Origin of the sequence: Enterococcus sp. AZ129 (genome assembly GCF_051714505.1) — a bacterium.
Lineage (GTDB): Bacteria > Bacillota > Bacilli > Lactobacillales > Enterococcaceae > Enterococcus > Enterococcus faecalis.
In genome coordinates this window covers 274,004-293,122 of record NZ_JBIORY010000001.1, presented here as the reverse complement: position 1 = coordinate 293,122, position 19,119 = coordinate 274,004, and the positions used below count along the sequence as shown (strand labels likewise).

Below are 19,119 nucleotides of genomic sequence, written 5' to 3'. Positions count from 1 at the left end.
CCTTTTGTAAGGCTTTTATACCTTGCCATTACTGGTTTTCACGTGTTTTCAATTGTTAAACAATTCTTCGATTTTTTTTCATATTTTTTCTTTTTTTATTCAAATTTTGCTTCTTTTTTGTCGATATATGCTTTTTTTCGTAAAATTAATCATTTTTCCTTCTTTTTAGCAAACGTTTTTGTTACAAAATTCGTTATATTTTGGTAACGAATCAAGAAAAAGGCCGCTTCGTTGAGCCGCCTTTTATTGCTTTATTTAAAGAATTATTTTAGTTTCTCTGCTTAAGTAAATAGAATCCAGATAAACCTACCAACAAACCACCTAATAGTAAGAATACTCTTTGAAATTTCTGGATTTCGTTTGTTTTTGGCAAATGTCTGTCATTGGGTGTAGCCTTCGTTATTTTTTTTGCTGTTGTGTTCGTCTCTGCTGAGAAATTATTATTCTTGAGTTCTGAGGTTGTTGTGGTAGTTTCTACAACAATTGTTTTTTCAGCACTCGAATTTGTCGTAGCAGTCTCAGAACTTAAAGACTCATTCGTACTTGTATCTGTTGTGCTGGAAACAACTTCTTTACGACGATTTGTAAGGATAAATTCATCCTTTGTCTTTGTCATTATACTGTCAAATTCAGCTGGCACGTTCACTTCTTCTATCTGATATACAAAGTCTTCACCCCTGTTATTAAACTTTGGTAATGCTACTTCTGCCCCATTAACCGTTACTTGATTAATCAGCTTTTGATAGCCTTCTTTTTGGGTTAATTGCATGACTTCTGAAGTGGACCAAGCAGTTTCATCTGTTGTCGCTTTTCGAGTTACTTGATATTGAATTGCTTCTGGAATTTCTTTTTCTGTAATATTTTCCCAGTTCTTAATCAATTTTAATTGTACAGTAGGTGCTTTAATTGCTGGAATCGGAAAATCAACTGTTTCTTCTTCTGGAGTTGGTTGTAACGTAGTACGATCATTACATAAAAACCATGTATCTCCTTTAAAATCATTTGTTTCTGTGTTCAATCTAATCTGATAAGTTAATGTTAAACGTTCGTTCTTTCCTAATGAAATAGTAGAAATATGGAGCACTTGATTTTCTTCTGTAACTACGACATCAGTCAATAAGTCACTAGCCTCTAACCATTCACCCGTTGGCATTTTTCGCCAACCTTTTAGTTGGTAGTTATCTTCTGTGAAATTCCCAGCACCTTGTAAAAGAATATTTTCTCCCATTGGATCGATAATGAGCCCCTCATGGATAGTATTATTGATACTCCCAGCTAATTCTTTCAGTGCAGTGCCCAAACCAGATAAATTTTCATCAATAATCAAATAATTTTTAGGATCAGAAGCTATATTCCTACTAATATACTCTCCTCTTAACGAAGGATTAGCTGCAATTGAATAATAAGTATCTCCTGATTTTTTTAGAGAAACAATGGTTCCTAACGTATTATCTGTCACTGTTGTACTGTTTGTTTGGATAGCGTTAGCATCAGTAGAAGCACTGTTACTTGTATAGTACTGATTGGATTCTGTTTGAAACTCTTCCATGTATGACGATGTATGGTAACCGTTGTAATCGATAATTTCACCATTATTGGGATAGCTTTGAGCATTTTCTCTAGGTAAAAAACTAGCATTTGCACTACCATCACCAATATGAACCAACATCTTTTTTGCATTTGGACGACTTTTTTCAGCCAATAAACGTTGCCCTTCTAGCAATCCTTTTTGCATAAATGTACCTGAATGTGGTTCGGCTGTATTTCTTAAAAAGTCTTCTAAGTCATTCATGTCTGTAGAAAAATCCGCGGTGGAGTAAGTTAGTCGATTATAGGCAACAATACCAATTCGAACATGACCATCTGTTAATGAATCTGATAGTTCTTCGCCGAATTGTTGCAAGCCTTTCAAAGCGTTGTTTAATTTTTCACCTTTCATTGATGAAGAATAGTCAATCACTAACACTAGATCAATAGGGCTTTCTGTCTGATTTCCTTTTACATCTAAAGTCACATTAAAAAGCCCTTGCTGGCCTGTTACAGCCGCCACACTTTTCTTCAAATAAGCTTCATCTCCATAATTCACATATTTTTCTTCGTCAAATGTCGCTTCAGGGGCATGACCATAATCATAATTGTTTGTGTCTCCCTCACTAATTCCGTTCGTTAAATAATGACCTTGTTCGTCATTTTTATAGTTAAAATTGTATGTTTCTGCGGAAACGTCTATACTAAAAATAGTCATTAGGAAAAAGAACATAAATAAAAATAAGGTTGTTTTTTTCAATTTTTTTAACTCCTTTGTGGTAAGTAATTTCTCATTCAAATGAAATTTGAGCGATATATGTAACTTACTACAGAAATAACTTTTAAGGAGACAAAAAAATGTACTTGTTAAGTACATTTTTTTAAACAATCGAATAAAAAACAAGTTATACTTATTTTAACAAAAAGAATCGAACCAATTGGAGAAGAATAATGGAAATATTAGACACTTTTTTCGGCTCAGAAGTTAAAAAGGAATTGGATTTACTGCGTTTGTTGTACCATAAAAAAAACTTTATTCGTATTGAAACACTTAGTCAATTGTTACAAATGGATCGACGTTCAATCAATAAATACTACGAATCCTTAATTAGTAAACCTTATGTATTGGCTAATAATTGTTCACATATTTTCTCTGCCGAGCGAGGTAAAGGCTATTGTTTCATGGGATCAAAAAAAGAATATAAAATTTTGACGAAGCAAATTTTGCAAAGTAGTCCGTATTTTACATTGCTCGAAAAACTATTCTTTGAAAGCAATGTTCATTTAACAAAATTTAGTATGGACCAATTCTTATCCGAATCAACTGTTCGGCATAAGGTTGCTGAGTTAGATACCATTTTAAAAACCTTTGATTTTTCGATCCAGAGAACCAAAGGCGAGATTCGTTTAGTTGGTGCTGAACCACGCATTCGTTTTTTCATGATTGCTTTCTTTTGGCGCGTTTTTTCTGGTCTCGATTGGCCATTTGCTGACGTCTCGCAAACAAAATGTGAAACCCTTGCGAAAGAGCTGATTGCTTTAGGCTATTTCCCAGCCAATCAATTGAATATGAAACTTATTTGTTATATTTTAGCGGTAAATATTATTCGTTATCGAAAGGGATTCCAGACAAATTTCCTGCTTTCTGAATCTATTTCTTCTTTATCTGATGAAGATCAAGAAGTACTGCTTCAATTTGTTGATACTCATCATCTACTAAAAGAACATTTAGAAAATCAATTAACGAACGCCTTTCTGTTACCCAAGAGTGAAAGTCATCTGATTTTTTTATTTCTATTAACAAATACAACCGTACAACTCTCGAACAAACACTTTACAGATTTAATCGAACCTAACCAATCATTTTCAGAGACGAATTCTTTTATTAAAAAGATTCTTCACTCCCTTGAAACAGAAAACCCTCATGCCTTTGAAACGACAAAAAACAGGGGCTTATTCACAAAACAATTAGTGGCTGGTCTTCTTTTCGTAGAGTTATTTGAACAAATGGATTTTACACTTACTGGCTACAATATTAAGAAGTATTTATTACAAAATTTTGCTCATTTATTTGAGCATGCACAAAAGATAGTCGACGAGCAAGACATCTATGTTTCGAACCCAGCTAAACAAACTGGCTTAGGCCTTCAATTATCGATGGCCTACACGTTAATTACTGCTCCAACAGCTTTCAATCAAACAATTCACATAAAAATAGAAACAGACTTACCTACACCGATTGAAGCGATTATCATTCAACGAATTCGTGAAACGTTTGCAAGTTTCTATCACCTTGCAATTAATCAATTGTCTGAAGAAGATAGGTACGACCTTTATTTAAGCACTACGCCTTTGCTGCAAGTAAAACAAGCTGCACCATTTTTATTAATTAATGCGCAAGTTTCTTTAACTGACTTACTAGCGATTCAAGAACAATTAGTTCGGTTGGTAGCAAAGAAATGATTTAATTCTGTTAATAAATAGAACTCGTGGAACAAAAAAATAACTAAAACAGGATCAATCAAACACATCTTCACCTTTATCAAAAAAGCTCAAAATGTTAGTTTTGACAACTAACATTTTGAGCTTTTTGTTTTTTTTCTTAACGAATGATTTCGACTTTTTTGTCTGTCTTGACTGTAACACGGCCGTTTTTAATAACATATAACCGTTCTGGAATATCAATAATCGCATGTTCAACCACTTTTGTGTCTAATAAGACTAAATCTGCTTTATTCCCAACTGCGACACCGTATCCTTCTAGTCCCATCGCACGAGCAGGACTTGTTGTTACCATTGGTAGCACTGTTTTTAAGTCATCCGCTCCACCTAGGTGCCCAACAGGAATGGCTAACATCGCTGTTTGAACAATATCCCCTGTGCCATATGGTGTAAAAGCATTGCGAATATTATTCGTAGCAATACAGACATTCACGCCACCATCGCGTAATTTACGAATTGGCGTAACCGCACGTCGAACATTGTACTGATCACCACGAGCCCCTAAATGTAAATCCGTTGCTGGTAAAGCCATCACGCTAATATTTGCTTCCGCCATTTTTGCAATAATAGGCGCCAATTCTGCTTCAGGTAAGGCATGCAATGCCGTTAAGTGGCCCACTGAAACACGGCCTTGGTAGCCTTCAGCGATGGTTTTTTCACATAAATATTCAATACTCATATCATCAGCTTCATCGGCAAAATCTTGGTGTAAATCTACATCTTTATCATATTTTTTAGCAATTTCAAACACTAAATCAATATGTTCTTTCGCTGGTGCATCATTATAAGGAATACCGCCGACAACGTCTGCGCCCATATCCATTGCTTCATACATCATTTGTTCTGTTCCAGGGGCTTTAAAAATTCCTTCTTGCGGAAACGCAACTACTTGCATGTCAATTAACTCTTTGTATTCTTCTTTCAAACGCATAATTGTTTTGAAGCCAGTAAAACCTTGCGCTGGGTCAAATTCTGCATGCGTTCTTAACGCCGTGGTTCCATGAACGATTAACATTTCTAAAGCACGTTTGGCACGGTCGTAAATGTCTTCTTCGGTAAATGTTGGTTTTAATTCTGCGGTTACTTCAATTGCTTCTTTCAACGTACCTGATTTATTTGGTTTACGATCAGCGATTAATGCCTTGTCCAAATGTAAATGGCTTTCTACAAAACCTGGGATTAAAACACGACCATCTGCTTCGATGACTTCTTTGGCATCGCCAGTAATAACTGGGGCGATTTCAATGATTTTACCTTCTTTAATAGCTACATCTTGTAATGCTTCACCGTCTTGAAGACGAACTTGTTTAATTAATAAATCCATGTTTTCCACTCCCTAAATTGTTTTTTATCCAAAGATTAAACCGATAACTAATAATAGTACAGAGGCAATACTTAACCATTTCACGTTTCCTTTAACAACATCCAAAATTGGAATTTGGAAGCCTGAAGATAAAGCTTGCATAGTAATATTAACGAAACTCATTTGACTACCTAAACCAACACCCATTGCTACAAAACCTAATGCTAACGGCGGGAAGTTCAACGATACAGCAACTGGTAGCACTAAAGTTAAAACAGAACCTACGTAGGCCCCAGCTGGAATCCCAATTAAAATCCCTGTTAAAATGGCAACTGGCACGACAATAAAGGCTGGTGCATTTTCAGCAACACCTGCGATTACAGCAAACGTTCCTGTTTGTGCAATAACATTAATAAAGGCTAAGAAAATCCCTACTTGGAATAAACGAGTCAAAATATATGTAGACCCATCTACCATCGCTTCGACAGATTTGTTCATTGAGAAATCTGTACATAAGAAAATTAAAACTAATGTTAAAATCATGTATACAAGTGGCGTAAAGAAGGCAAAACCAATTAAATCATTCACAATTGGTCCAAAAATTACAGCAAACAATAAGAAAATGGCTGGCAAGGTAATTTTAAATAATTCACCATTGCTCTTTTTATCAAATTCATCATCTGCCGACTCTTTAAAGCCAACATTTCTATGTTTCGTTCCCCAAAAGGCTAGAACAATCGCTAATGCTACGAAGAATAACCAGTAAGGTCGCATGGTTGAAACATATGAACCGACACTGATATCGCCTAATTTTGAAACAATACTTGATTCTAATGAAGCGGGTGATGTTGTAAATGATACCGCAGCAGCTAAAGACATTGCTGCAATTAATTCAGGAACAACGCCAACTGCGGCAAAGGCCAATGGCGCAATAACCATCGCACTTCCGCCACCAATTCCTGACATATATGTGGCTGCGGCTAATAAGATAACAATAAAAGCTGAAACATACTCGACTTTTCCTTTTGTGCCTCGTTTGGCTAAAGTTAATGCAGCTGAATAACTACCTGCTTTAAAGACCGCCATCGCAACAGCTGAATTAATGATGGGAACGGTAATTCCTAACATCATTGGGATAGCTTCCAACATCTGTTTATTCGCTTCTTCTAGTCCAATGCCACCAATCAGCATCGCTAAGACGCCGCCAATTAAACCAGCGATAATCATATCGACTTTCATAAACAATAGAACCAAAACAACAATCAATGGAATAATCACAACTAATGCCATGATTCCTGTCGGGGCAACTACATCCCCAATCTCATCAGCAAAGGCCGCAACTGGCACAAAAATACTAACTAAGAATGCAAAAATAAGTGCTACTTTTGACGATTTTTTCATTTTACTTTCCTCCAATAGAAAGAAGGCGAGAGCAACGCAGCAGCGAATACTCTCTGCGCTCCTCATTATTTGGCAAAGGCACCTTGCCCGCCATATTTATCGTAATGTACAATCTCACTAACTAAATAATCATAAATACTTTGTGGAATTTCAATGCCTTCTGACATGGCTTTTTGATAGTTTAGCTGACCAATTTCTCCTGGATAGTAAACTTGTTGAAACCCTTCTGCTGTAGGCACACTATGAAGTTCTTCCACCATTTGATTAATATTTTCTTTAAATCGTTCAGAATCTGTAAAGCGGCTTGGATCAATGACTAAAAACATCTGACCCAGATTCCGTTTCTCCGTTAAATCCGCATACATGGAGCTGACATGTTTGCCAAAAGGTAAGCCTAACAACGAACCAGCTAAGACATCGACCATCATCATTAGTCCATATCCTTTTGGTCCTGAAATCGGCAATAAACCTCGTACTTCATAAGGATCAGTCGTTGGCTGGCCTTTTTCGTCTACTGCCCATGTGTCGGGAATTTCAACATCTCTTGAACGTGCATCTAAAATTTTCCCCCAAGCCTGTACTGTCGTAGCCATATCAAACACGACTGGTTCATGACCTGCTCTAGGTGCTGCAAAAGCGATTGGATTTGTTCCAAAATAATTGCTTGTACCACCAAACGGTACCACCATTGGATCAGATTGACACATCGAAAGAGCAACCATGCCTTGTTCCGCTGCTTTTTTAACATAATACGATAACGTCCCGCTATGACTCGTTTGAGAAACGCCAACATATGCTAACCCTGATTCTTTGGCTAGGTCAACTGCAGCAGCTAATGCTTCGTTACAAACAAATTGACCCACGCCATTATCGCCATGAAAAATGGCAGTGGACGGTCCAGTTTTTTCAAATGATAATTCGGGATCAATCGTGATCCCGCCTTTTGCAATCCGTTCCGCATAATAATCCATACGAACCGCACCATGTGAATGAATACCGCTAGCATCTGCAAAAGTTAAATGTCGAGCAACTTCTTCGGCATGTTCAGAATGTAAACCAGCAGCTTCTAATTTTTGTTTCATCAGCTTTTCTAATTTCTCCGGTGTAACGACAACCATTTCTTCCATTGCGCTTGCTCCTTTATCATTAATCTTAAAAAAGGGAAAGAAAACAAGTGATTTTCTTCTTCGTCCTTGCATTTCCTCCCCTTTTTTCACTACTTATTGCTACTGTTAAAGACAGTATAGTCAATTTCATCCACTGATTTTGCAACTAGAATAGCAGAGTAAACATCTGAATTGACATTTAAAATTGTTCGTAACATGCCAACAAACCATTCGACGCCTGCAAAAATTGCAATACTCTCAATGGGTAAACCCATTTGCGGAACAATCACTGCCAGTGAGACTAAGCCCGCACCGGGAACAACTGCGTTTGCTAGTGAGACAAACGTTGCTGTAATTGCTAAGTAAATCATTTTCGTAATATCAAACTCTAGCTGATACATCTGAGCGATAGTTATTACAGTAAAAGCCATATGCATCGCTGAACCGTTACTGTTTAACGACATACCTAACGGCAACACTAAGTTAGTAATTCGCTTACTTAAACCTAATTTTGTTTCTGTTTCTTCCAAAGCTACTGGTAAAGTAATTGCTGAAGAAGTTGTCGCCAAGGCCATCACAGACATATTTTTCATGTTTGTAATTAAACGTAGTGGACTTACTTTACAGTACAATGTGATAACCAAAATCCAGATGCCCAAAAATAAAATAGTTCCTAATCCATAGACCAATAGATACTTCACTAACGGTAAAATAATTTGAAGGCCTAAGTGACTAATTGTTGAAGCAATTAAAGCAAAAATCCCCAGAGGTGCTAGATACATGACGTATCGAATGACTGTAATGATAACTTCATTAAAGTCCACAATTATTTGGAAGAGTTGTGTCTCTGGATGGCTTTGTAAGTATTTATTCAGTGCTAAACCAAAAAATAATGCAAAGACAATAATTTGAATAATCGATCCTTGAGTCAGTGAATCAAAAATATTTTTCGGAACGAAATTTAAAATCGTATCAGTGATTGAGATTTCTTGCGCTTTAATAGAAGCATCTTGGAAGCCAGTCATTTTAACACCGTATCCTGGATTAAAAATGACTGCCATTAGTACGCCCCATAAAGCGGCAGCTAAGGAGGAAATCCCGAAAACAGCGATTGTTCTACCCCCAAGGCTCGTTAATTCTTTTGGATTAATACTGCCAACTGCTTGGACAATTTGCCCTAAGATCAAGATAGGAATAGCCATTTGCATCAGTCGCAAAAAGACATCTCCAACTATTTTCAAGTAATTGCCGCTAGCAGGAATCAAGAGTCCTACGAGGATTCCTACGACAACAGCAATTGCAATTTGGGTGATCATGGACGGTTTTTTCATGGTAAACTACCCCTTTTGACTGATCACAGTTCCTGCTTCTTTATCGATGTTTTCTAAGTTTTCGATAGAAGTAATGATTGCTTTCCGTTTGTCATCACCTTTTACGAAGTCTAAGGCAGCTTCGATTTTTGGTAGCATACTACCAGCAGCAAAGTGACCTTCTTTAATGTATTCTTCTGCTTCGGCTACACTGATTTGTTCTAATGCTTTTTGATCTGGTTGATTGTAATTAATGTAGATGTTATCAACGCCTGTCAAAATAATCAAACGGTCTGCATCAACGTTTTCAGCTAAAACACGTGCAGAGAAATCTTTGTCGTTAACCGCTTCCACACCTACGTATTGTCCGTCTTCTGCTACGACCGGAATGCCCCCACCACCAGAACAGATAGTTAAAACGTCCGCTTCTACTAAAGCACGAACCGCCTCTTTTTCAACAATTTCTTTAGGCATTGGTGATGGAACAACTTTTCGGTAGCCACGGCCAGCATCTTCCACATACGTAGAGCCATCTTTGGCTGCTTCCGCGTCAGCTTCTTCTTTTGTATAGAATGGACCAATTGGTTTGGATGGTTTTTTAAACGAAGGATCTTCTTTGTCCACACGCACTTGTGTAACTACAGAGATAACTGGTTTAGCAATGTTACGTTTTTCAAACTCATTAGTTAAAGCATTTTGTAACCAGTAACCGATACTTCCTTGTGTCATCGCAACACAAGTATCCAATTTCAACGCTGGATTTTTTTCACTTTCGCCTGCTTTTTGTTGTAAAAGCAAATTCCCTACTTGTGGTCCGTTTCCGTGACAGACAATGACTTGTTCCCCTTTGGCAACAAATTCTGCAATATATTTGGCCGCGTGATTAACGACGGCTTTTTGGCCTTCATCTGTTGGATCCGTATCTAAAATAGCATTCCCACCTAGGGCAATTACGTTTAAACTCATTGATTGATTCGCTCCTTTTTAGTAAAGCAAAGACAAAATCTTTTCAGTATCGACGGATAAGAAATAATTTGTTTACGAAATGAAAGATTTTGTCTTGCTCATTTTGATTGTTTCAGTCATTATCGAAGGGATAATTAACCTAATTTCGGTTTACTTTCATCTTTAGCTAAGAAAGCAAAAGCTAGTAAACCAATAACTAATAGTACACAAGAAAGATAGAAGCCAACTTGCATTGAGCCTGCTGTATCTGCTAAATATCCTGTGACATACGGTGCTAGGATTGACCCTGACATCCCGATAAAATTATAGGCACTTAACGTTGTTCCTAAGGCCGCTTTTGGTGCATGTTTGGTAACAAAAGTCACCATAATTGGATCTAACGCTAATTTCCCTGTTAACCCATAAAGAATTAAAACAGAAATTAACAATGTCCGATTTGTTACAAAAGCAATCGCAAAGACAGATAGGATTGCTAAAGGTACTAATGTAAAGACTAATTTTTTCGTCGCACCTGTTTTATCATTCAAACGAGCGAAGATTAAGGCGCCTGGAATAGAGGCCCATGGTACAAGTGATGAAATGAAACCAACGCTCGCTCCTGTAAAGCCACGTTCAGCAATTAAAAATTGTGGCAACCAAGTAATAATGACAAAGTTTGCATAAATACTTGTGAAACATAAAATAAATGCGGCTAATAAATTACGATTTGAGAAAATTTCTTTTAATGAGATCTTTTCTTGCGGTCCTTCTTCAGCAGCTGCTCGTGCGGCTTCTTCACCAGGACGAATCACTTTTTCTTTCAAAATTGTATAGAAAAGAATTCCTACGATAAACGTTGGAATCGCCATGATAAAGAATGGTTTGCTCCAATGTTCACCATTTTCTAAAACCAACTTACTTGAAAGTAGGTACCCACCTGATGTACCGAAGGCCATCCCACTATTGATGATGGCATTACCGATGGTCCGTTTACTTGCTGGAATCGCTTCTGTCGATAGCGCATATTGTGGCCCATAGTAAGCTCCTTGACCAATACCAGCAATTGCACGAATGACTAAAAACATAACAAAGGTTGTCGCTAATCCACTAAAATAAGTAGAAATAGCAAGAACGATAAACCCAACAGCAATGACTAATTTCCGCCCAATTTTATCGCCAATCATCCCAAAAGGAATCTGTGCAACAGCATAGGTTAGAAAGAAGATACTATTGGCTAAACCAAGTTGTGTGTTACTTAGACCAAATTGTTCTCCAATGACCCCCATCACTGGATTAAAAATAGTTCGTATTGCGTACATTAAAATCCAGCCTACGAAGAAAATGGCTACGACTTTAATCCAGTAACTATTGCTCACTTGCACTGCTTGATTTTTTTTACTATTCTCCATGTCTTCTCCTCACTTCTCATCTAACTCTACAGATTGTAAAGCTAGTAACATTCCAAATGACATATCTTTACCAGAGGAATGTCCGATTTGTATAATTCTGTCAATATTTTCGTCAACTCTATTATCCCGATGGTTCTCCAAATCCAAGAGTAACTGATACAACAATGAATTTACATATCCTTTAGCCGAGCTTGCAATATAGCCTTTACTAACATCTGTTGTGGATAAATTTGCTGCCGAAAGAGTAGCGGCTAACGCCGCAGCTCTTTCATCAGCAAGTATGAACAGAATTGTTTGATACGCCACTAAAATGTCATCACCACTCGGGGTTAACCCTTTGCCCCGACCAATCAGATAATTCGTTACTTCTTGCCATTCCGATAGTGTCCAAACTTTTTGTTTTTGGCTCATTTTTTTGAAAATATGCTTTGCTCGTTCGTCTAAAGGCAGGCCAATTCTACGTTCTAAGTTTCTCGCTAATAAGCGGTCTCGCAACAAGCGTAATTGGTCTTTTTCTAACTTGAAATGAGTAATGTTTAAAGAAACGACCTCGGCAGGTGTGAGTTGGATCGTTTTCACGCCGACTGTACTGTAAAAGGTCAACTGATTTTCTGTGATTTTGACTTTATTACCTTGTTGTACATACGGAAAGATTTCTTGAAACAATTGATCTGGCAAAAACATACCAAAGCTTGATAAATAATTATGGAAGTTTGCAACATTGATTAATTGATCCTGGACTTTCAGATTAAATGAACGTTCAAAAACACTGTGAATGGTTCCCATCTTGCCATATTGGTGGATAGGAAAAATGTAGTCACTAATGACTAGTTGGTTATTCAACCGTAATGCCTAGTTTCTCAGCATACGCTTCTAGGGCTTTTTCAAAACAGCCTAGAGGTGCTCTAACTGTCCCTGCACCAATTTGACCAACACCGGCATTTTTGTGTGCAATCCCTGTATTGATGATTGGTGTAATTCCTAATTCCACCACTTTACGGATATCAATTCCTAAACAAGTTCCTTGGAAATCCCAAGTTGGAATTGAGAATGTTGGGTTGTGTCCTTCACAGATTTTTGCCATTTCATTTGAGGTTGCTAACGCATCTTCAAAGCCACCTGCACCAACAAACCGTGTTACGCCAGGTGCAGCTACCATAGCCATTGCTCCAACGCCTACTGTTTCAGTAATTGCACTATCCCCGACATCAGGATTTCCGTCTTCTTCGCTGAAACCAGTGAAGTAAAGACCTTTTGGTGTATTTACTGGTGCGGTATGCCATTGATCGCCTGTTTCTGCAATCCGGACCCCAAAGTTCACGCCGTTACGAGTCATCGTTGTGACAATCGTTCCGTTGGTATCTTTACGGGCACCATCAACAATTGCTTTTCCAGTTGCCATCATGACATTTAAGAAGAATTGATCTGTGTCAGCTAAGAATTTGATTACTTCGTATTTTTGATCTTCTGGAATATCTGTTTTGATAATTAATGGAGACAATTCTTTTAAGAAGTTCAAAGATGCGGCAATATTTCTTTGGTGGAACTCGTCACCCATTGTAATAGAGCGCGCAATCAATACGTTTAAGTTCAAGCCTTCTTCAGAAAGTTTCAAGGCTTTCGCAATAGTTGGTCCTAAAACATCTTTAATCCAATCTAAACGATCAACTACTTCTTGTGAATAAGCACCAAAACGCAATACTTTACCGATACCTTCATTCAAGATACAGTATGCTTCGTTACCTTCTAAGCGATTTTCTACAACAAAGACTGGCATATTACCAGAAGTAATACCGCCCATTGGTCCTACTGCTTTTACATGGTGACAAGGAATGAAACGTACTTCGCCAGCTTCAAAAATCTTCAAAGCATCTTCTTCATTGTCTGCCCAACGTTCGAATAATGCAGCTCCGATACAAGCACCTTTCATTGGTCCAGTCATTTCAGACCATTGGATTGGTGGTCCAGCATGAAGTAATGTTTTTTGTGCATCATCATTTAATTCTGGAATCACTGATTTTGCAGGTACCACATCTACTAAGAATGGTTGTGCATTTTTAATTTTGTCTGTTACTTTGTGATTTTCAGCTTCGATTTGTTCACTGTAATCTTCCAAAGCATCCAAAATTTTAATCATTTTTTTATTGCCGTTGGCACGCGGACGCCAGTTAAATTGAACAGTTTCGCCACCGTAATCAACGATTGATTCTGTAAAGCTTTGCAACCCAACGTTAATGATTCTTGGTTTGGTTGTTAATAGTTCCATTACTTTTTCGCCTGGTTTTGGTACATCGACAGTTGGTCCGTTGTAAGCAACCACTTCTTTATCGTCTTCTGAAATTTCGATTCCTTTTAGTAATAAGGCTAATTGAACAGCTTTAGCATTGCTTTCTGCAACTAAAACGCCGCCTTCTTTCAAACGATCAACCGACGATTGGTAATTTTGCGGATCTTTCGTCGTCCCACAAACAGTTGCAACAAAGTAAAGATCACGTCCGGCTTCTTTGGCTGTGGCACGCGCTTCTTCAATTGCTGGTAATAATGCACCAACCATGTCTTCATGAGCACCGTAGCCTAACACCACATCGAATAAGATAATCCCAGTTTTTTCATCTTGTGCATATTCACGAATTTTTTCGATACGAACATCTGGGTCAATCATTGGGTGTGGACGACCTTGTGTATACATATCATCGCCTAAGTCAATGACTTCATAACCATGAGATTTCAAGACATAACCTTCTGCTTTCACTAAACCGCCAAGGTCTAAAGCTTCAGAAATTAACATACCTGCTTCAGAAGCTAATGTACCACCTGAATATAAGCCTTTTACAACTTTATCTTCTGGTAATGTTGGTACAGCTGGTTTTGCTAATGCTTCAAAGTAATTTTTCTTCACGGCCACATCATTTGCTAAATCAACAGCAATTTTAGCTGTTTCTTCTAATGTATGAGCTAGATAAACTTTGCCTTCGTGACTTGTTGGTTTTTCTCCTAAGAAAATCGCAACGACTGGTTTTGAAATGCTTTGTAATAATTCAACCACTTCATCACGAACTTCTTTTGCAGGTGGTTTAGAGATGACTGTAATCACATCGGTTGGTTCGTGATTTTCTAAGGCCACAATAGCATCTTTCACTGTGATAGCGCCTACTTTGTCGCTTAGGTCACGACCACCAGTACCAATGGCGTGAACAACTCCGCCACCTAAGCGGTCAATAATCGTTGTAACTTCTTGAATCCCTGTTCCTGAAGCACCAACAACGCCAATGTTTCCTGGAGAAACAACATTTGTAAAGGCGATTGGAATACTTGAGATAATACCAGTTCCACAGTCAGGCCCCATCATTAGTAAGCCTTTTTCATGCGCTAATTTTTTCAAACGTACTTCATCTTCAATTGACACATTATCCGTGAAAGAGAACACGTGTAAATCATTTTTTAAGGCACGTTCCATTTCTGGCGCACCATATTCACCAGGAATACTGAATAGCGCTACATTCGCCTCTGGTAAAAGATCAAACGCTTCTGACCAAGAAGTTGCTGCTTGTGCTTCTTCACTAGTTCCCTTTGCTGATAAATCATCTAAGAATTCATCAATCGCTGGCATAACTTCTTCCATGATGTTTTCTTTTTCACTGTCAACCACAATCATCATGTCGTTTGCAGATGCACTATTGGCCTCATCCGTTAACAAGTTCGTGTTGTTAAGGATGTCTTTGTTGGCATCTGTTCCCATCATGATTTGACTCATGGTTACACCATCTAATGCATTGATTTTATTGGTCAATAACATTAAATTGATGGAGTCTTGGTAATTGTTTTTCAAAATTACTGTGTGTAACATTGTTCATCCTCCTATCTATTCCTTACAATGCTATTGTATCGAAACGAGAAAGTGTTTTCATCGGACATAATTCTAAAAAAATGGTATAATTTTTATCCATAAGAGGAAAAAAGGAGAAAACGATGAAATTAAGAGAGTTATTATCGATAGGTGACTTAAAAAAAGGTAAAATTTTGACGAAAGAGATTGGTTTAGACAATGAAGTTGATTCGGCAATGGTCTTAGAAGCGATTGATATCGAGAACTGGAGTAGAAAGAATCAGTTAATTTTGACTTCTTTCTACGCATTGCATGATTTACCAGAAAAAGAGTTGGAAAATTTTTTCGTAAAGATGCGCCGAATTGGCATCAGCGGCTTAATTTTGAAAACAGATCGATTCATTAAAATGATTCCAGAGTGGTTTATCGAATTATGTTTCAATTATGAAATTCCTTTAATTAAAATCACACAAGACATTAGCTATGAAAAAATTCTATTTACGATTTACGAGCCTTTGTTGAATTATCAGTCGCATGTCTTACGTACGTATTACGATGTGCGCCAACGTTTCACCAAATTAGAGCGCCACTACCCAACGGTTGAGACGATTATGCAAGAATTTTATGACATCATTAAATTACCCTTCGCTTTAAAAATGTTGGATAAACATCTGGAAATTAGCGATGGCGACTTACCCCATGATGCGATTGTGCTCTCAAGAGAAAAACTAAAAAACAGTGAGTTCACTAAAAATGATTACTCTCTTTTAACACTTTATTCTCATGCCAACCCCAAAAAACAGTTGGCACTAGAAGTTTCTATTTTCAATAGTTATTCCACTAATTGTTTACTTCTGGTTTATTTACAAGATGAAAAGGTTAAAGAAACGGATTTAGTGATTATCGAAAATGCGATTGATGTCTTACAAGAAAAATTCAATACCGAAAATTTGTTAAAAAAAGAACGGTATACTCGTTTGAACAACTTAGCAGATGCTATTTTACAAAATACACCGCAAAATCCTGACGAGCTAAACAGTTTGCTTCGTGAAGTGCAAATGCAAGAGCTAGATTCTTACCAAGCGATTGCTTTTTCTACCAAAGACACCAATACACAACTCATGAAAGAACGAATTATTGCCTTACTTCGTACCCTGCGTGTGAAATCCATCTTCTTTGATCAGCTAAATTATTCGGCGGTCCTTTTTAACTTCAATGAAAGTGATGGAAAAATTACAAAGCTGCAATTAAGTCGTTTATTAGCTGAACTTTTAGAAGAAAACGACACGCTTACCGTTGCCGTCAGCAGTTTAAAATCACGAGAAGGGATTAAAGAGCTACTGATTGAATGTCTGGACATTCTGCGCTTTAATGAAACTTTTTATAACGGACCAATTGTCACCTTAGCCGATATTGGGGTATTTAAAAATTTTATCCGCGAAGACCAATTGGAAAATTTAGACGAATTAATTCCTCGCGCACTTTATCAATTAGCCGAAAACAACTACGATTTATTTGAAACTTTGTACAGTTTTTTCCAAAATAACCGCAACTATAAACAGACCTCTGAAGCGATGTTCCTCCATTCAAAAACGATTCGTTATCGTTTAAACAAAGTGGAACAACTTCTTGATATTGACTTAGCCAATCCCTTGCAATTGTTAAATTATGAAATTGCCACATACATTATAAAGATGAGGAGACGTGCACTTGAAAAACAATCAAACACTCGCTAATGGCGCAACAGTTACTATCTACCCCACTACGACTGAACCAACGAACTATGTCGTCTATTTACACGGTGGCGGGATGATTTATGGAACCAAAAGTGATTTACCAGAAGAACTGAAGGAGCTGTTTACAAGCAATGGCTATACCGTTTTAGCACTGGACTATTTGTTGGCTCCAAATACAAAAATCGATCACATCTTAGGGACGCTAACAGAAACCTTCCAATTGCTAAACGAAGAGATTATTCAAAACCAGCCCTTTGGTTTGTGCGGGCGTTCCGCTGGCGGTTATTTAATGTTACAGTTAACCAAACAATTACAAACACTAAATTTGACGCCACAATTTTTAGTCAATTTTTACGGCTATACAGATTTAGAATTTATTAAAGAGCCACGAAAATTATTAAAGCAAGCCATTTCCGCTAAAGAAATAGCTACCATTGACCAAACAAAGCCTGTTTGGGATGATCCTTTTCTTTCTCGCTATCTGCTGTATCATTACAGTATTCAGCAAGGGCTATTGCCGCACTTTTACGGATTACCAGAAAATGGCGACTGGTCTGCTTACGCACTGTCAGACGAAACATTAAAAACTTTTCCCCCTTGTTTCAGTACAGCTAGCAGCTCAGACGAAGAAGTGCCGTTCCGCTATAGCAAAAAAATCGGACGGACCATTCCTGAGAGTACCTTTAAAGCGGTTTACTATTTAGAACATGATTTTTTAAAACAAACCAAAGATCCTTCGGTCATCACTTTATTTGAGCAATTGGATAGCTGGTTGAAGGAACGATAAGCATAACAAAAAAGAAGCGAGAAATCTCGCTTCTTTTTGTTATTTTTGATAAAGTGTGGTTCCTTTTACCACACTGATTTCCACCGGTGTCTGACGAGCGACAAAAGCCGCCGCACATTCTGCTTCAGTGAGTAAGTAAGTTGCTTCAGCACCAACTTGCGGCCAATTTGCTTGCCCTTGTTCGTCTAAAGTTGTGACACCATCTGTCACTAAGCCCAATAATTGGGTTAAAGCATCTTGATCTTTCACATTAAAAAGTTCACCTAAACGAGCCAATTTTTCTTGTAATGAGCCATCACCATAAGGAGACCAGCAATCGTAGATATTGTCACAACCAAGATGGACATTGACTCCATGACGTAACAATTCCATAATTGGCGGAATCGTGTTAGGTGTGATTGGCACGCTGGAATTAATATGAATTTTTTCTGCTGCTAAAGCATCATAAACTTCATCACGTTCTTCACCAATGAAATCATTTAACCCGAAGGCATGGCTGATAAATACTTTGTCTTGTAGGCCATATTCTTTCGTTAAACGGATAATTTCTTTAATCGTTGTTGTCCCAGCTTCGTGACGGTCATGTAAATGAATATCTACACCGACACCATGTTTATCTGCTAAGCGGAATGTTTCAGCCAATGATTTTTTGTAATCACCATCTAGTGAATAAGGATCCACGCCACCAATAAAATCGGCACCTTTTGCCAATGCTTGATCAACTAATTCAACGGAATCTGAACGTAGTAAGCCGTGCTGTGGAAAGACGACAATTTCTACCGCAAATGGTTTCGTTTGGGCCAATGCTTGGACTTCATCAAAATAACGTAAGTCTGTCATCGGTTCCACGTCGACATGTGTTCTGAAGGCTGTCGCGCCATGTGGTAATTCTAAGTCAATTAAATGGTTGGCGCGTTCTGTTAAAGAAAGTTCTAAACTATCTAAATAAGGGATTTCTGCTTCGACACGTTCCACAATTGACTTCGCTGGCGTCACCGGATACCACGGAACACCTAGTTTACTTTTATCAAAGTGACAATGTTTTTCAATCAAACCTGGTAAAATCAATTGATGGTGACCATCAATAATTGTCAACCCAGGTTCTTCTACCAATTCTTCATTGGGGATGATTTTCGTAAATACTCCATCTGTTACTTCAATTGCCACTTCTTTGGTTACTGTCCCAGATAACCAGTCACCTTCTTTTTGATACCCTGTTTCAATTCGAACATTTTTTAACCAATAATTCATGCTTTCCTTCACTCCT

General features: G+C 37.7%; 14 protein-coding genes. 4 read left to right on the top strand and 10 right to left on the bottom strand.

Features of this window, described 5'->3' with window-relative positions; all coding sequences use genetic code 11:
- Window positions 1–27: 27 nt before the first annotated feature.
- Complete coding sequence (locus IGJ90_RS01500; RefSeq protein WP_002367870.1) at window positions 28–207, top strand: hypothetical protein; 180 nt, start codon at window positions 28–30, stop codon at window positions 205–207.
- Between the two features lie 61 nt (window positions 208–268).
- Here IGJ90_RS01500 and IGJ90_RS01495 read toward each other — a convergent pair whose 3' ends face one another.
- Window positions 269–2,404, bottom strand: a complete 2,136-nt coding sequence (locus IGJ90_RS01495; protein ID WP_438768299.1) for a vWA domain-containing protein — start codon at window positions 2,402–2,404, stop codon at window positions 269–271.
- A gap of 74 nt (window positions 2,405–2,478) precedes the next feature.
- On the opposite strand from IGJ90_RS01495, the gene IGJ90_RS01490 reads away from it, so the two are divergent.
- A complete protein-coding gene (locus IGJ90_RS01490; protein ID WP_002366084.1) occupies window positions 2,479–3,990 on the top strand; it encodes a helix-turn-helix domain-containing protein in 1,512 nt (503 codons plus the stop codon).
- A 139-nt stretch (window positions 3,991–4,129) separates the two neighbouring features.
- Here the strand turns inward: IGJ90_RS01490 and IGJ90_RS01485 are convergent, their stop codons facing one another.
- The 8 genes from IGJ90_RS01485 to fdrA form a co-directional block, all read right to left on the bottom strand.
- Complete coding sequence (locus IGJ90_RS01485) at window positions 4,130–5,353, bottom strand: amidohydrolase family protein (RefSeq protein ID WP_002389547.1); 1,224 nt, start codon at window positions 5,351–5,353, stop codon at window positions 4,130–4,132.
- Window positions 5,354–5,377: 24 nt separating this feature from the next.
- On the bottom strand, window positions 5,378–6,799 hold the full coding sequence (locus IGJ90_RS01480) for a hypothetical protein (protein ID WP_002383665.1): 1,422 nt from the start codon (window positions 6,797–6,799) through the stop codon (window positions 5,378–5,380).
- Window positions 6,799–7,860 (bottom strand): ureidoglycolate dehydrogenase, encoded by a 1,062-nt coding sequence (allD, locus tag IGJ90_RS01475; protein WP_002413499.1) that lies wholly within the window; start codon window positions 7,858–7,860, stop codon window positions 6,799–6,801. The genes IGJ90_RS01480 and allD overlap by 1 nt, the downstream gene beginning before the upstream one ends.
- Before the next feature lie 89 nt (window positions 7,861–7,949).
- On the bottom strand, window positions 7,950–9,170 hold the full coding sequence (locus IGJ90_RS01470) for a dicarboxylate/amino acid:cation symporter (RefSeq protein WP_202562424.1): 1,221 nt from the start codon (window positions 9,168–9,170) through the stop codon (window positions 7,950–7,952).
- 6 nt (window positions 9,171–9,176) lie between these two features.
- Window positions 9,177–10,115 (bottom strand): carbamate kinase, encoded by a 939-nt coding sequence (arcC, locus tag IGJ90_RS01465; protein ID WP_002355252.1) that lies wholly within the window; start codon window positions 10,113–10,115, stop codon window positions 9,177–9,179.
- Window positions 10,116–10,249: 134 nt separating this feature from the next.
- Window positions 10,250–11,503 carry an MFS transporter gene (locus IGJ90_RS01460; RefSeq protein WP_438767451.1) on the bottom strand — a complete coding sequence of 418 codons (1,254 nt, stop codon included), beginning with the start codon at window positions 11,501–11,503 and terminating at the stop codon, window positions 10,250–10,252.
- Between the two features lie 9 nt (window positions 11,504–11,512).
- The gene (locus IGJ90_RS01455; protein WP_002355250.1) at window positions 11,513–12,346 is read right to left on the bottom strand and encodes a DUF2877 domain-containing protein; all 834 of its coding nucleotides are present in this window, start codon (window positions 12,344–12,346) and stop codon (window positions 11,513–11,515) included.
- The gene (gene fdrA, locus IGJ90_RS01450) at window positions 12,339–15,350 is read right to left on the bottom strand and encodes a DUF1116 domain-containing protein (protein WP_002355249.1); all 3,012 of its coding nucleotides are present in this window, start codon (window positions 15,348–15,350) and stop codon (window positions 12,339–12,341) included. The genes IGJ90_RS01455 and fdrA overlap by 8 nt, the downstream gene beginning before the upstream one ends.
- 122 nt (window positions 15,351–15,472) lie before the next feature.
- On the opposite strand from fdrA, the gene IGJ90_RS01445 reads away from it, so the two are divergent.
- Window positions 15,473–17,065 carry a PucR family transcriptional regulator gene (locus tag IGJ90_RS01445; protein WP_002355248.1) on the top strand — a complete coding sequence of 531 codons (1,593 nt, stop codon included), beginning with the start codon at window positions 15,473–15,475 and terminating at the stop codon, window positions 17,063–17,065.
- Complete coding sequence (locus IGJ90_RS01440) at window positions 17,040–17,852, top strand: alpha/beta hydrolase (protein WP_010707872.1); 813 nt, start codon at window positions 17,040–17,042, stop codon at window positions 17,850–17,852. Before IGJ90_RS01445 ends, IGJ90_RS01440 begins: the two co-directional genes overlap by 26 nt.
- Before the next feature lie 39 nt (window positions 17,853–17,891).
- Here IGJ90_RS01440 and IGJ90_RS01435 read toward each other — a convergent pair whose 3' ends face one another.
- Window positions 17,892–19,103: an amidohydrolase family protein gene (locus IGJ90_RS01435; protein ID WP_002392486.1), complete on the bottom strand. Its 1,212-nt coding sequence runs from the start codon at window positions 19,101–19,103 to the stop codon at window positions 17,892–17,894.
- Window positions 19,104–19,119: the final 16 nt, after the last annotated feature.

Bases quoted from the DNA above. Each gene is read 5' to 3' on its own strand.
- IGJ90_RS01460 (WP_438767451.1), bottom strand. From the start codon at position 11,503: ATGGAGAATAGTAAAAAAAATCAAGCAGTGCAAGTGAGCAATAGTTAC.
- IGJ90_RS01435 (WP_002392486.1), bottom strand. From the start codon at position 19,103: ATGAATTATTGGTTAAAAAATGTTCGAATTGAAACAGGGTATCAAAAA.
- fdrA (WP_002355249.1), bottom strand. From the start codon at position 15,350: ATGTTACACACAGTAATTTTGAAAAACAATTACCAAGACTCCATCAAT.
- IGJ90_RS01480 (WP_002383665.1), bottom strand. From the start codon at position 6,799: ATGAGGAGCGCAGAGAGTATTCGCTGCTGCGTTGCTCTCGCCTTCTTT.
- arcC (WP_002355252.1), bottom strand. From the start codon at position 10,115: ATGAGTTTAAACGTAATTGCCCTAGGTGGGAATGCTATTTTAGATACG.
- IGJ90_RS01485 (WP_002389547.1), bottom strand. From the start codon at position 5,353: ATGGATTTATTAATTAAACAAGTTCGTCTTCAAGACGGTGAAGCATTA.
- IGJ90_RS01490 (WP_002366084.1), top strand. From the start codon at position 2,479: ATGGAAATATTAGACACTTTTTTCGGCTCAGAAGTTAAAAAGGAATTG.
- IGJ90_RS01445 (WP_002355248.1), top strand. From the start codon at position 15,473: ATGAAATTAAGAGAGTTATTATCGATAGGTGACTTAAAAAAAGGTAAA.
- IGJ90_RS01470 (WP_202562424.1), bottom strand. From the start codon at position 9,170: ATGAAAAAACCGTCCATGATCACCCAAATTGCAATTGCTGTTGTCGTA.
- allD (WP_002413499.1), bottom strand. From the start codon at position 7,860: ATGGAAGAAATGGTTGTCGTTACACCGGAGAAATTAGAAAAGCTGATG.
- IGJ90_RS01495 (WP_438768299.1), bottom strand. From the start codon at position 2,404: ATGTACTTAACAAGTACATTTTTTTGTCTCCTTAAAAGTTATTTCTGT.